Annotated in this window: 15 protein-coding genes; all 15 read left to right on the top strand. The window is 72.6% G+C overall.

The features are described 5' to 3' along the window. The first annotated feature begins 2 nt into the window (after positions 1-2). The 15 genes from AC4H2S_RS12190 to AC4H2S_RS12120 all read left to right on the top strand — a co-directional run bounded on the left by AC4H2S_RS12190 (position 3) and on the right by AC4H2S_RS12120 (position 13,673). Positions 3-563: a Pvc16 family protein gene (locus AC4H2S_RS12190; protein ID WP_491497246.1), complete on the top strand. Its 561-nt coding sequence runs from the start codon at positions 3-5 to the stop codon at positions 561-563. Further along, complete coding sequence (locus AC4H2S_RS12185; protein ID WP_491497245.1) at positions 560-1,036, top strand: septum formation family protein; 477 nt, start codon at positions 560-562, stop codon at positions 1,034-1,036. The genes AC4H2S_RS12190 and AC4H2S_RS12185 overlap by 4 nt, the downstream gene beginning before the upstream one ends. Positions 1,037-1,061: 25 nt before the next feature. Continuing rightward, positions 1,062-1,439, top strand: coding sequence for a DUF4280 domain-containing protein (locus AC4H2S_RS12180; RefSeq protein ID WP_491497244.1), 378 nt, complete (start codon positions 1,062-1,064; stop codon positions 1,437-1,439). Positions 1,440-1,579: 140 nt separating this feature from the next. Then, positions 1,580-3,154, top strand: a complete 1,575-nt coding sequence (locus tag AC4H2S_RS12175; RefSeq protein WP_491497243.1) for a phage tail sheath family protein — start codon at positions 1,580-1,582, stop codon at positions 3,152-3,154. Between the two features lie 35 nt (positions 3,155-3,189). Beyond that, positions 3,190-3,663 carry a phage tail protein gene (locus AC4H2S_RS12170; RefSeq protein WP_491497242.1) on the top strand — a complete coding sequence of 158 codons (474 nt, stop codon included), beginning with the start codon at positions 3,190-3,192 and terminating at the stop codon, positions 3,661-3,663. Then, positions 3,660-4,154, top strand: coding sequence for a hypothetical protein (locus AC4H2S_RS12165; protein WP_491497241.1), 495 nt, complete (start codon positions 3,660-3,662; stop codon positions 4,152-4,154). The genes AC4H2S_RS12170 and AC4H2S_RS12165 overlap by 4 nt, the downstream gene beginning before the upstream one ends. Before the next feature lie 12 nt (positions 4,155-4,166). Further along, complete coding sequence (locus AC4H2S_RS12160) at positions 4,167-4,340, top strand: DUF6760 family protein (protein WP_491497240.1); 174 nt, start codon at positions 4,167-4,169, stop codon at positions 4,338-4,340. Positions 4,341-4,365: 25 nt separating this feature from the next. After that, complete coding sequence (locus AC4H2S_RS12155) at positions 4,366-4,869, top strand: phage tail protein (RefSeq protein ID WP_491497239.1); 504 nt, start codon at positions 4,366-4,368, stop codon at positions 4,867-4,869. A gap of 4 nt (positions 4,870-4,873) precedes the next feature. Continuing rightward, the gene (locus AC4H2S_RS12150) at positions 4,874-7,717 is read left to right on the top strand and encodes a hypothetical protein (RefSeq protein WP_491497238.1); all 2,844 of its coding nucleotides are present in this window, start codon (positions 4,874-4,876) and stop codon (positions 7,715-7,717) included. Beyond that, a complete protein-coding gene (locus AC4H2S_RS12145; protein ID WP_491497237.1) occupies positions 7,717-8,376 on the top strand; it encodes a CIS tube protein in 660 nt (219 codons plus the stop codon). The genes AC4H2S_RS12150 and AC4H2S_RS12145 overlap by 1 nt, the downstream gene beginning before the upstream one ends. Next, a complete protein-coding gene (locus AC4H2S_RS12140) occupies positions 8,376-10,175 on the top strand; it encodes a phage baseplate assembly protein V (RefSeq protein ID WP_491497236.1) in 1,800 nt (599 codons plus the stop codon). The genes AC4H2S_RS12145 and AC4H2S_RS12140 overlap by 1 nt, the downstream gene beginning before the upstream one ends. After that, on the top strand, positions 10,175-10,627 hold the full coding sequence (locus AC4H2S_RS12135; protein WP_491497235.1) for a GPW/gp25 family protein: 453 nt from the start codon (positions 10,175-10,177) through the stop codon (positions 10,625-10,627). The genes AC4H2S_RS12140 and AC4H2S_RS12135 overlap by 1 nt, the downstream gene beginning before the upstream one ends. A 5-nt stretch (positions 10,628-10,632) precedes the next feature. Then, on the top strand, positions 10,633-12,591 hold the full coding sequence (locus tag AC4H2S_RS12130) for a putative baseplate assembly protein (RefSeq protein ID WP_491497234.1): 1,959 nt from the start codon (positions 10,633-10,635) through the stop codon (positions 12,589-12,591). Positions 12,592-12,605: 14 nt separating this feature from the next. Further along, positions 12,606-13,181, top strand: coding sequence for a phage tail protein (locus AC4H2S_RS12125; protein ID WP_491497233.1), 576 nt, complete (start codon positions 12,606-12,608; stop codon positions 13,179-13,181). A gap of 18 nt (positions 13,182-13,199) precedes the next feature. Continuing rightward, on the top strand, positions 13,200-13,673 hold the full coding sequence (locus AC4H2S_RS12120) for a hypothetical protein (RefSeq protein ID WP_491497232.1): 474 nt from the start codon (positions 13,200-13,202) through the stop codon (positions 13,671-13,673). Positions 13,674-13,676: the final 3 nt, after the last annotated feature.

Raw genomic sequence — 13,676 nt, 5'->3', positions numbered from 1 at the left:
GCGTGTTCATCAGTGCTGTCGACGCTGGGCTCGAGCAGATGCTCCGCGATCGACTCCCGTTGCCGGAGGAGGTGGGGGACGTCAAGTTCGAGGCCCCGACCGGCAACTGGTCGGCGCAGCTGTCCCGCATCACGGTGAACCTGTTCCTCCACGACGTCCACCGCAGCGGCATGCAGCCGCGGTCGGCCACCGTGCGCTCGATGGAAGGTGCCCCGCAACAGCGCCGCCGTCCCCAGCCGATGGTCCAGCTGGGCTACCTGGTGAGCGCCTGGGCCGGAAGCCCGCGCGACGAGCACCAGCTGCTCGGTGACGTGGCCAGCATCCTGGCCGGCACCGACACCATTCCCGCCCGCTACTTCCCGCGCGAGCTGAGCACGTCGGTGCACGTGATGCTCGGTGACGACCGCTCCCTGCCCCGCGAGCTGTGGACGGCCGCCGGCGGCCAGCTGAAGGCGTCGTTGACCATGCAGGTCACCGTCGGTGCCGACAGCTTCGACTGGGAGGACCAGGCGCCCGCCGTCGAGCGGATCTCCGCGATGGCCAACCGGATGGGCGATTCATGACGGTTGCCAGGCGCGCTGCGGCATGCGCCGCGGCCTTCGTCGCCGTGCCCGCACTGGCCTCCTGCTCGGTGCTCGGCTCGGACGAGCCGGAGGGGTCGGTCTTCGCCATCGAGCCCGGCGACTGCTTCCTCGCCCCCGACGAGGTCAAGGCCCAGATCAGCGAGCTCGAGCAGGTCGAGTGCGCCCAGGAGCACGACCACGAGGCCTACGCCGTCGTCGACTGGGAGCCGACCGACGCCGAGTCCAACGCCGACGTCTTCCCCGGTGACGACGTGCTCACCAGCTTCGCCGACGGCGCCTGCGCCCAGGAGTTCGGCGACTACGTCGGCGTCGACTACCTCGACTCCTCGCTCTTCTTCACCTACCTGCTGCCGTCGCCGCGCAGCTGGCAGGAGAAGGACCGCAGCGTCGTGTGCTTCGCCGTCGACTCCGGCCGTCCGCTGACCGGATCCGTCGCTGGAACGAAGCTCTGAGGGGGACACGGCCATGGGACAGTGCGTGACGACCAGCGCGATGATGATGTGCTCCTTCGGGATGGCGCCCGCCGTGCTCACGGCGACGCCGACGCCTCGCGTGATGATCGAGGGCAAGCCCGCCGCGACCATCGCCGACATGGCGCCGGCGGCCAACGTCCCGCCGTTCGGCATGTGCTCGAGCCTGTCCAACCCCACCGTCGCGGCCGCCACGGCCGCCGCGCTCGGGGTCCTGACACCCATGCCGTGCGTGCCCCTGCCTGCGGGGCCCTGGAAGCCCGGCGCCGCCAAGACGGTCCTGGGCGGCGTCCCTGCACTCGTGTCGGGCTCCACGCTCAACTGCGCGTGGGGCGGCGTGATCCAGCTGACCATGCCGGGCTCCCTGCGGACCCAGGCCAACTGACTCGGACCGCGCCCGGACCACCGGGCGCACCACACCACAACTGAACACCCATCCATCCGCCCCACGGCCCCGTGTAGCTCCACCCGCACCGGGCCTCCATCACCAGAGCTGCGCACCACACATCTCAGATCGGGAGCCCCATGCCTACCTACACCGCCCCGGGCGTCTACGTCGAGGAGGTCGTCTCCTCGCAGAAGATCCTCTCGGCAGCACCCACGGCCGTCACCGCGTTCGTCGGTTTCACCCAGAGCGCGCCGAAGGACGACCCCTCCGACCCGCAGGGCCTCGCGCCCCGGCTGGTCACCAGCTGGAACCAGTTCGAGAGCCTCTACGGCGGGTTCGCGGACGGCTGCGTGCTCCCGCTCTCGGTCTACGGCTACTTCGCCAACGGCGGCTCGATGGCCTACATCTGCCGCATCCCCAACACCGAGCCCGCCGGCGAGCCGGCCCGCGCGGCGCTGCCGGCCTCGGACCGTGCGCTCGGCCTGCCGGTCGCGGTGACCAGCATCGAGCCGGACGCCGAGATCGTGATCCAGGTCAGCAACGACGACCTGGGTGACGCCGACGACGACGCCCCCGCCACCTTCACCATCGACGTGGTCGAGGGCGGCGCCATCGTGGAGTCGTTCAGCGGCCTCAGCTTCGACAAGGGCGACTCCAACGTCGCCACGAAGGTCAACGCCACGTCGACCAGGATCAAGATCGACCTGGCCCTCGACAAGGACGCCGACGTCAGCGGGCAGCTCGAGCTCGTGAAGCCCGGCGCCTACCCGCTCGAGAAGAGCGAGCCGATCCCGGTCGCCGTCAACGGGCGCAAGTTCGCCGGCTCCGAGTCGGCCCGCGCCGGCATCAACGGCCTCACGGTCGCCGAGGACGTCACGATCGTCGTCGTCCCGGACCTGATCACCGCGGCCACGCGCGAGGACGGCACGATCGACCTCAACCTGTGGAAGTCGGTGCAGACCGCGCTGATCTCGCACTGCGAGCAGAACGGCAACCGGATGGCGCTGCTCGACGCCCCTCCCGGCATGACGCCGCAGCAGATCAAGGAGTGGCGCAGCGAGGTCGCGATGTTCGACTCCGCCTACGCCGCGCTCTACTACCCGTGGATCAAGGTCGACAACCCGGTCGGCACCAACGGCAACAGCGAGGTCTTCGTGCCGCCGTCGGGCCACATCGCCGGCGTCTGGGCGCGCACCGACGACAGCCGCGGCGTGTGGAAGGCCCCGGCCAACGACACGATCCGGGGCGTCCTGGACATCGAGCGCAACGTGACCCAGAACGAGCAGGGCCTGCTCAACCCGATCGGCATCAACTGCATCCGCCCGTTCGGCACCCGCGGCATCCGCATCTGGGGCGCGCGCACCCTGGCCTCGGACACCGACTGGACCTACATCAACGTCCGCCGGCTCTTCAACATGGTCGAGGACACGATCCTCCACGGCACCCAGTACGCGGTGTTCGAGCCCAACGACATGGCGCTGTGGGAGGGCGTGAACCGCACGGTCAGCTCCTTCCTCCGCGGACTCTGGTCGGCGGGCGCGCTCAGCGGCACCACCGCTGAGGAGGCGTACTACGTCAAGTGCGACGCCGAGACCAACCCGCCGGAGTCGGTCGACGCCGGCATGCTCGTGGTCGAGGTCGGCATCGCGCCGGTCAAGCCCGCCGAGTTCGTCGTGTTCCGCATCAGCCAGAAGAAGCAGGTCGCGGGCTGACGCCCGGCGGACCCCAGGACTAGGAGTAGCAACGCATGAACGACCTCATCTCCACCGACCCGATCGTCGCGCAGAACTTCTACCTCGAGATCGACGGGCAGAACATCATCCTGTCCGGCGTCTCGGGTCTCGACGTCGAGGCCGACGTGGTGACCATCCAGCAGGTGGGCAAGAGCGGCAAGGCGCAGGCCATCAAGACCCGCGGCAACGTCCACAAGGCCGGCGACCTGTCCATCACCCGGATGGCTCCGCTCGACGCCAAGAAGGACCCCATCTGGACGTGGTTCAACGACGTGCGCAGCAAGGGCTTCGCCGGCATGGGCCGCACCACCAACCGCAAGAACGGCTCGGTCGTGCTCTACGACGCCGCGTTCACCGAGGTCGGCCGCTTCGACTTCTTCAACGGCTGGCCGAGCAAGATCTCCACCGACGCGGTGAGCACCGACTCCAACGAGGCCGTCAAGGAGACGATCACGCTGGTCATCGAGCGGCTCGAACGGTCCAAGTGAGCGCTCTGCGTACGTCGTACGAGTTCACGCTGCCGCGTGGGTACGTCGACAGGAACGGCACCCTGCACCGCAAGGGGACCATGCGCCTGGCGACGGCCCGCGACGAGCTCGAGCCGCTGCGTGACCCGACGGTCCAGGGACCGGACGACCCGCGGCTGACCATCCTGGTGCTGAGCCGGGTGGTCGAGAGGCTCGGCGACGTGGAGCTGATCAACTCGGCGGTCATCGAAGGGCTCTTCGCCGTGGACCTGGCGTTCCTCCAGGACTTCTACGGGGTCATCAACTTCGGTGACCAGGCCGAGTACGACGCGCTCATCCAGGCGTCGGAGTCCAGTGCGCTGCTCGGGGTCGGTACGCCGGCCCCGAGCGGGGACGTCCCCACGACGAGTGGGGCCGAGCCGTCCGAGGAGGACCCGGCGCCGGTCGGCGGGTCGGCCCCGAGCCGCGCAAGCCTCCGCCACGCCGTGCAGGAACTACCGAGACAGAGCTGACGACACCTCATGATGCGTTACCCCGCAGATGCGCTGTGGCAGGAGATCGCCTACCTGGCCTACCACTTGCACTGGGGCCTGGACGACCTGCTCGACCTCGAGCACATGGATCGGGTCCGCATGGTCCGATCCGTCCTCTCGCTCAACGAGCGCGCGTGGCAGGTCGTCCGGGAGCAACAGCTGTGAACACCGAAGGTCAAGGAGGGCAACGATGACCGTATCCACGCCGGATCCCCAGCCCGGTGCCGCCACCGAGCGCCCGCTCGGCGGCGACCTGCCGACAGCCGACCGCTTCCTCTTCGAGCTCGACGGGGTCGAGGTCGGGGTCTTCCGCGAGGTGCAGGGCCTCGAGGTCACCATCGCGGTCGAGGAGGTCAATGAGGGCGGCCAGAACGGCTTCACCCACCACCTGCCCGGCCGGATGTCGTGGCCCAACATCACCTTCCGGCGCGGCGTCACCGAGTCCAACGCCCTCTTCGAGTGGCTCACGCGCTCCTCGGGCGAGGGGTTCGCCGGCAGCGGCAACAAGCTGGAGCGCTCGACGGGCGCCGTGACGGCGGTGGACCACCAGGGCAAGCGCCTGCGGTCGTGGACGCTGCTCGACGTCTTCCCCGTCAGGTGGGAGGGGCCCAGCTTCGTCGCCGACAGCGGCGACCCGCTGCAGGAGTCCCTCGAGATCAGCCACCACGGCTTCAGAGCCAAGACGATGTCCTGAGGACGTGATGACACCCACCCCCACCGACCCCGCCACCGCACCCGCGCCGACCCACTGGCTCGGGGCCGCGGTCGTGCGGCGCATGCGGATGCCCGGTCCGCCGCTCCACCGACCCCTGCCCTCGCGCATCGGGTCGCTGGCCTCGGGCGTGTCGCGCTTCGCGATGTCGACGTCGCGACCGGTGGAGGTCCGCCGCTCCCTGGCGGGGCCCGACCCGACCTTCGGCGGGGCGGTCCGGCCCCCGCGCTGGTGGGTGCCCCGCGCGCCCGAGGAGGACGGTGGCGCCGTCGGCGCACAGCCGCCCCTGCCGTCCACCGGCAGCGGCGCGGTCGACCGCGTCGTCCAGCGGCGCCACGCGGGCGGCGTCGTCGCCCGCACCACCGCCGTCGCCCGCACCACTGCCGTCGCGCCCACGGCTGCGACGGCTCCGCAGGCGTCGGCTGCCGCCACGCCGGCCGCGCAGAGCGCGACGGACCCGGCCGCGCGCAGCGCGCAGTCGTGGCTGGCTCCGGCGCTGGCCTCCCGCGACGTCGACGTGCCGCGACGGGTCCTGCCGCGCGCGGCCCGCTCGGTGCCCAACGAGGCGACCTACACGCCCGGGGGCCTGCTCGCCGGGCTCACCGGCGAGGTCGCCAAGGTGCGCCGCTACGCCGAGGTGTCGGCGGCCGGGCAGGTGTTCTCCACGGCCGACCAGGCCAGGCTGCGCCGCACCCGCACGCCCGCGACCAGCGTCTCGGCACCGTCCGCGCAGCCCGTCGGGGCGCCGCGCGCCGCCTCCTCCGCGGCCGCCGCACCCGCCGCCGAGCCGACCCCGCAGGACCCCGGCGAGCCCCACCGAGCGGCCGCGCCTTCCACGTCCGCCGCGCCCGCCGGGCCCACCCGGCCGACCGGTTCCACCGCGTCCGCCGCATCCACTGGTCCGAACCCGTCCGCCGCTGGCACGCCGTCCGGCCCCAGCGCCGGGTCGGCGGCCGACCCCGCTCCGGGTGCGACGCCGTCACCTGAGCCGTCATCTGCGCCGTCATCTGCGCCGTCGTCGGCGTTGCCCGCCCCCGCCGGAGTGCGCCGAGGCCGCTTCGTGGAGTCCCTGCGCCGCACGTCGCTCTCCACCCGCCCGTCGGCGGTGGCGATCCTGCGCACCGCGGAGGCGACGGTCGAGCGCGGCGTCGGTGCGTCCCTCACCCCGCCCGTGGCCGTGCCGGCCGCGGGACCCCAGCTGATCCGGCAGGGCGCCCCCTCGCTGCAACCGGCCGGTGTCTCGGCCGGCCTGGCACGCGGACGGCGGGACCGCTGGGCCTCGGAGAGCCTGGTCATGCGCCAGAGCAACCCCGCCTCCGCCGCGACGAGCGCCGGCCGGGCGAGCGCCGGCATCGCCACGCGGCCGGCGGCACCGGCCGGCCAGGCGGCGGTGGCGACCGCCCGGCCCACCGAGCAGGCCACCTCGCAGACCACCGCGCAGCCCGTGGCGCAGCCGGTCGCGCCGCCCGTCCTGCGGTCGGTCCAGACGTCCGGCGGCGACCACCCGGCGGGGGAGTCGGCGGGGAAGTCGGCGGCCGCCGCCCGGGTGTCGGCACCGGCCCCCGCGGCGGCCGCCGCCCGCACCGTGTTGCGCCGCAGCGCCGCCGGCACGGTCGTCGCCCTGACCTCGGTCGACCGACCGCTCAACGAGGCCACCGTCGGCGCCGCGGCACCCGACCTGCTGACCGTGCGTCGGGTCGCCCGGCACGGCATCGGCGGCGCCGCCCTGGCCAGCGGGTTCGGTGCACCCACCGAGATCCGGCCCACGACCGCCTCCCGGCTCGGCGGCTCGGCCACGGCGAGCAGGCCGGCCGGCGTCCTCGCGGTGCAGTCCGCCGGCGCTGCCGGACGGGCGCCGGTCCGGCGTACGACGGTGGGCGCGCGGGCCTGGGAGCGCACGGTGGGAGCCACCGCCGCGCCCCGCCTCGCCTCGACCCTGGGCGGTCCGGCCCGCGCCGACGCGACCTCGACCCCGCTTGACCAGACGCGGCAGGCCGCGACGGGGTCCGGGCACGACACCCCCGACGTACGACGCTGGGCCGGTGGCCCGGTGCGGGTCCCCGGGCGCACGGCGACCGCGCTCGTGCGCTCCGAGCCCGCCCCGGCAGCGGGCCCGGCGGCCACCTCCTCGACGGCGTCCGGTCCCGCGGCGGCGTCCGGGTCCACGCACGGCGCCGGGGCGGTCGCTCCGACCGTGCTGCGGTGGGCGGCCGGCCGGCTGCCCCAGGTCCGGGACGCCGCGCAGGCGGGCAGCACCGCGGCCGGCGGTGCCCGGTCGCGCACGTGGGGCATGCCCGACGGCACCGGTCCGGGCGCGCACCGCGGCACCCGCGCCGACGCCGGGGGCGCCGCAGGGTCGCCCGCCCAGCCCGGCGACCGGACCACCGTCCTCTCGAGTCCCGCGGTGTCCGGCCAGCGGCTGACCGTCGCCCCACCTCCCGGTGGCCACGGTCCCGGCCCCGCCCCGGCGCCGCCGACGGCGACGAGCACCGTCTCGCGGACGATCTCGCGGACGGCGGCCCCGTCCCTCCTCGAGGCCACGGCCTCGCTCTTCGCCGCGGCCCCGCGGTCCGCCCGCGGCCCGGGCTCCACCGCCCCCACCCCTCCAGAAGGCAGGTCACAGATGGTCTCGCAGCAGGGTGGTCCGCCGGCGCTCCGGCGCGCCTCGTCGGCGCAGCCGGCCTCGCAGGAGTCCCCGCTCGCGGGCGACTCGCCGGTGCCCGGTGTGCCGATGCACGAGCTCGTCGACGCGGTCGTCGAGCGGATCGAGCGCAAGGTCGTGGACGAGCTCGAGCGGCGCGGACAGCGCCGGGGATGGGGGGCGTACTGATGGCCGAGCTCGAGAAGGCATTCCTCGAGATCGAGGGCGGCGGACGGGTGCCGTGCATGTACAACCCGGAGAACTTCTCGATGTCGCGCTCCAACGACTGGAGCGCACCGGAGTCGACGCCGGGCATGGACGTCAAGACCTTGAGCTTCGCCGGCGCCAACTCCGGCACGATGAGCCTCGACCTGTTCTTCGACACGACCGCCACGGGCGCGCCGGTGACCGACTACACCAGCAAGATCGTGGCCCTGATGGACATCGACCCCAACCTGCCCGGCTCCGACCCGGACAGCGGCAACGCGCGTCCGCCGACGGTCACCTTCCACTGGGGCAACCTCCACGCGTTCCCTGCCGTCGTGTCCAGCCTGACGCTGCAGTTCACCTACTTCTCGAGCTCCGGCGTCCCGCTGCGAGCCTCGATGGGACTGGAGCTGACGCAGTACGAGAAGTCCAACGCGTTCGGCCCGCAGAACCCCACCTCGGGCACCCCCAAGCCGCACCGCGTGCACCGGGTGATGCCGGGGGAGACCCTCGACCGGATCAGCGCCCGCTACTACGGCGACAGCACCCGCTGGCGCGTGATCGCGGCCGCCAACGGGCTGGAGGACCCGCTCGCCCTCCAGCCGGGCCAGGTCGTGAGCATCCCGCGAGGTGAGGGCTGATGCCGTCGGTCGCGCAGGAGGCCCGACGCATCGGGCGCACGCGCCCGCTGGTGGAGGTGCAGGGGACGGCGCTGTCGTTCGACGCCGCCGAGGCCCTCAGCGGCCTGCGCATCGAGCACGGCTACGGGCTGCCCGGCCGCGCCACGCTCCGCTTCCACGACGTGGGGATGAGTCTCGCCAACTCCGGCCCCTTCCAGATCGGCAAGGAGGTGACCATCACCCCCGGCGACTCCGCCCAGTCGTCCCGGCCCCTCTTCACCGGCTTCGTGACCGCGGTGGAGTTCGACATGCGCGCGGGCGGACCGGTGCTCCGCTCGACCGGCGAGCTCGTGGTGACGCTCGACGACGCGGTCGCCAAGCTGGCCTGGTCGACCGACACCGTGGCCGCCCTCAACCAGTCGCCGGCCGACGTCATCAAGCGGATCGCGCAGAACAAGGGCGTCCAGGTGCGCGTGCAGGGCCTGTCGGCCCCCGGGCCCTACCACCTGCAGCGCGGCACCGGACTGGCCGTCATCGACGACCTGGTCCGCCGCCACGGCGCGGTGTGGTGGACCGACGGCACCGGGCAGCTCAACGTCGCCTCCACCGACAGCGCCGGGGGCCCGGTGTCGGTGTCGTACGGCGACCAGGAGCTGCTGGGCTTCTCCCTGCGCGCCAACTCGCGCAACCCCGACACCGTCGAGGTGACGGGGTGGGACCCGGGCCAGCAGAAGGCCATCGCCGTCACGAGCACGCCCTCGAGCGCCGCGCCCGGGGACCGGCCGTTCGGCAGGCTCGAGCAGTGGAAGACCTCGGTGGGCGTTGCCGACCACCAGCCCGTGAGCATCGACGAGGCCAAGGTCATCGCCGAGGGCCTGCGCGCCGAGTCGGCCGCCGCAGCCGTGGTGATGACCGCCACCTGCCTGTTCAACCCGGCGCTGGCCCCGCACGTGAAGCTCGAGTTCCGCGGGGCGGGGGCGAAGCTCGACGGCTCCTACCTGCTCACCCACGTCGAGCACGTCTACTCCGCGAGCGGCTTCGAGACCCGGGTGACGTCGGGTCCGCTGCGCCCCTCCGGCCTGGTCGACCTGCTCGGTCCCGGCGGGTCGCGGTTCGAGGCGTTGGGCCGGTCGCTGGTCCCGGCGGTCGTCACCGACGTCGCGTCCCCGGATAACGACGGCACGGTGAAGGTCAAGTTCCCCACCGTCGACGAGCGGACCGAGTCGGCCTGGGCCCGCCTGGTGATCCTCGGCGCAGGCGACAAGCGGGGGATGGTCTTCTACCCCGAGGTCAACGACGAGGTGCTCGTCGGCTTCGAGAACGGCGACATCAACCGGCCGATCGTGCTGGGCGGGCTGCACTCGTCGAAGAACACGTTCCCCTTCGCCGAGGTGATCAAGGACAAGCAGGTGGCCGCCCGGCGCATCACGTCCAAGCAGGGACACACCCTCGAGTTCGGCGAGGGTCAGGCCGACGGCGAGCAGCACGTCAAGCTCACGTCCAAGAAGGGCGAGCACGTCATCCGGCTGGGCAACGACAAGCTGGAGATCGAGGTGGGCAAGGTGCCGGTGACGATCAAGAACGGCGCCGGCGCGCAGATCGACTTCAGCAACACCGGTGACGTGACGATCACCGGCAAGAACGTGACGATCACGTCCGACGGCGCCCTCAAGCTCGAGGGCAAGGCCGAGGTGTCGGTCAAGAGCACCGGGCCGTTCAAGGCGGAGGGCGCCGTCGCCGAGGTGAAGGCGCAGGGGATGGGCAAGTTCGAGGCGGGAGGGCCGATGGCAGTCAAGGGCGCGATCGTGCAGATCAACTGATGTCCGAGCTCGCGATGCCGGGCCAGTCCACCGGCATGGACTCCAACCAGGACCCCACGTTCATCGGACGCGGCTTCGGCTGGCCGATGGGGGTCGACCACACCGGCTCGATCCGGCTGACCTCCGGTGCGCCCGACCTCGACGAGTCGATCGCGCTGGTGCTGATGACCGCGCCCGGCGAGCGGGTGATGCGCCCGGAGTTCGGCTGCCGGATCTGGGACCTGCTCTTCGAGCCGGTGACCCCCAACCTGCTCGGCCTGATCTCCCAGGCCGTGCGCCGCGCGCTGGCCCAGTGGGAGCCGCGGATCGTGGTCGAGGAGGTCCACCCCGTGCCCGACCCCGACAACACCGCCCTGATCCGGATCGAGGTCGTCTACCGGGTGCGTGCGACCAACGACAAGCGCAACCTCGTGTACCCCTTCTACCTGATCCCCCACGACGCCGAACGGTGATGTGAATGCCACTGCCTACCCCCGGGCTCGACGACCGGACCTTCCAGGACATCGTCGACGAGGCCAAGAGACTGATCCCGCAGTACTGCCCCGAGTGGACCAACCACAACGTCTCCGACCCCGGGGTCGCGCTCATCGAGCTGTTCGCCTGGATGAGCGAGATGGTGCTCTACCGCGTCAACCAGGTGCCGGACCGGCTCTACACCCACTTCCTCAACCTCGTGGGCATCGAGCCGTTCCCCCCGTCGGTCGCCCGCACCGACCTCACGTTCTGGCTGTCGGCGGTGCTGGACGCACCGGTCGTCGTCCCGGCTCAGACCGAGGTCACCACGGTGGCCAGCGTCAGCGGCGGTGCGGCCGCGGAGCCCGTCGTGTTCACCACCACCGAGGACCTCACCATCGCCCCGCCGGTGCTGATCGGGGCCAAGACCGTCGCCGCCGACTCCGGGCGCACGGTCGACGTGTGGGACGACCTGCGCTTCTCCGCTGAGGGCGTCACCTGCTTCGGGTCCGAGCGGATCACCCCCAACGACGCCTTCCTGCTCGGCTTCCGCGACTCGCTGGCCGGCATGATGCTGCGCATCTCGATGCAGGCCGAGGCCGAGGGCATCGGCGTCGATCCCCGCCGCCCGCCGCTGGTCTGGGAGGTGTGGAACGGTGAGGGCTGGCTCTCCGCCACCGTGCACGAGGACACCACCGGCGGGCTCAACCGCGCCGGCGAGATCCTGCTGATGATGCCCGTCCAGCACGTGCCGCTGGCCGTGGGCAACGACACCGCCTTCTGGCTGCGGGCGCGCCTGGTCAACCCCGCCGACGGCCAGCCGACCTACCAGGCGTCGCCGCGGGTGCGCGAGGTCGCGGTGGCCGCGCTCGGCGGCACCGTGCGCGCCGAGCACGCGGAGATCGCCCCGGGCGAGGTCATCGGCCGGAGCAAGGGCAAGCCCGGTCAGAAGTTCGGCGTCTCCAGGTTCCCGGTGCTGCCCCGGCGCGGCGAGGAGCAGGTCGAGGTCGTCGACGGCGACGACGTCCGCGCGTGGCGCGAGGTCGCCGACTTCGCCAGCTCCGGTCCCCATGACCACGACTACGTGTGGGACTCCTCCAGCGGCACGGTCCACTTCGGCCCGCGAGTGCGCTACCCCGACGGCACCGTGCGCCAGCACGGCGCCATCCCGCGCGACGGCGCGATGATCCGCGTCACCGGCTACCGGCACGGCGGCGGCGCGCGCGGCAACGTGGGCGCCCGCACCCTGACCCTGATGCGCTCGACGGTGCCGTTCGTCAGCGGCGTCATCAACCTGAGCACGGCCAGCGGGGGAGTGGACCCCGAGACGGTCGCCGAGGCCAAGGTCCGCGGCCCGCTCACCCTGCGCACCGGCCAGCGTGCGGTCACCGCAGCCGACTACGAGCGGCTCACCCTCGAGTCGACGACCGAGGTGGCGCGGGCGCGGTGCCAGTCGGCACGCCGCGGCAACGGCACGGTGCAGCTGCTCGTGGTGCCCCGGGTGCGGGGCGAGGCCGACGCCCACCGGCTCGACGACTACGCGATCTCGCCGGAGCTCATGCAGGTGGTCTCCGACCACCTCGACCGCCACCGGGTGATCGGCACCGCCGTCGAGGTCACGACGCCCTTCTACCAGGGCGTGTCGGTCGCCGCGCTGATCAACGCCGAGCCCGGCCGCCCTCCCGGGCTGGTCCAGCAGCGCGCCGTCTCCGCGCTCAACCGCTTCATCAACCCGATGGTCGGCGGCCCCGACGGTGCGGGCTGGCCGTTCGACGCCGACCTCAACGTCGCCACCGTGGCCCAGCTCATGGAGTCGGTCGAGGGGGTCGAGCGGGTGGAGGAGTGCCTGCTGTTCGAGTACGACCTGCGCACCGGACGGCGTCTCGGTTCGGCGACCGAGGTGATCCGGCTCGACCGGCAGTCGCTGTTCCTGTCGGCCCGGCACCAGGTGGTGGTCCGGTGACACTGGTCCCGCAGGTGTCGGCGAACCTGACCCGGGTCCCCGGGCCGGTCAACGTCCAGCGCCCCGAGGACTGGTTGCTGCAGCAGCTGCCCATGCAGATGCTGAGCAACGACTTCTTCGTCCGCTTCGTGTCGATCTTCCAGGAGGTCGGCTCGACCCTGCTCGAGGACGCCGACCAGATCGACCACTTCGTCGACCTCACCGTGACGCCGGTGGAGACGGTGCGGTGGCTCGGGTCCTGGATCGGCGTGCAGGGCCTCGACGACGCGATGCCCGAGGCGCTCCAGCGCAGGATCGTGGCCAGCGCGGCCAGGACGCTGACCTGGCGCGGCACCGCGACGGGACTGCACGCGTTCCTCGAGCTGGTCAGCGGCAGCGAGGCCCGCGTCGAGGAGGGCGGCGGCGTGTGGAGGTCCGACGAGGTCCCTCAGGACACGGCCTGGGTGCGGATGTGGGTGGCCGGCACCGGCTCGCTGGCGACCGAGGCGTTCGTGGCGATGGTGAAGGACGAGGTGCCCGCCCACGTGCGAGCCGAGCTGCACGTCGGCGACGAGCGCGTGTGGGACTCCGAGAACGACGAGGACTGGTGAGTGGCAGTGACGGCCGAGATGACTGACCCCGACGAGCAGGTGCTCGAGCCGGCGACCCGGGAGGTGACCTGTCCCGAGTGCGGCCACCCCGCCCGGGTGACGCTCAACCGCCGTTCGGCCACCGACTTCTGCGCCCGGTGCGACTTCCCGCTGTTCTGGATCCCCTCACAGGTCGTGCTCGAGGACCGCGGCATCGGCGACTCGCTGCGCCGCCTGCCGGGCGCCGTCGGGCGGCAGAGCGTGGGGACGGCCGCCTGCCCCGCCTGCTCGGAGCAGAACCTGCTCGGAGCCGACGTATGCGTCCGGTGCGGGGCGTCGATGGCGCCGACGGTGCTCCTGCAGGCCCCGCTGGTCGCCCCGCCACCGGCTCCGGAGCCGGAGCCCATGGTCGAGGAGGAGGCGTCGCGCGACTGGCACTGGATCGTGATCGCCAGCGCCGTCGTCGGCCTGGTCATCCTGGCGATCGTGGTCTTCCTGCAGACGCGCGGCTGACCG

This window comes from Nocardioides sp. Z13_37 (assembly GCF_058355585.1).
This window is presented reverse-complemented; position numbering and strand designations above follow the sequence as displayed.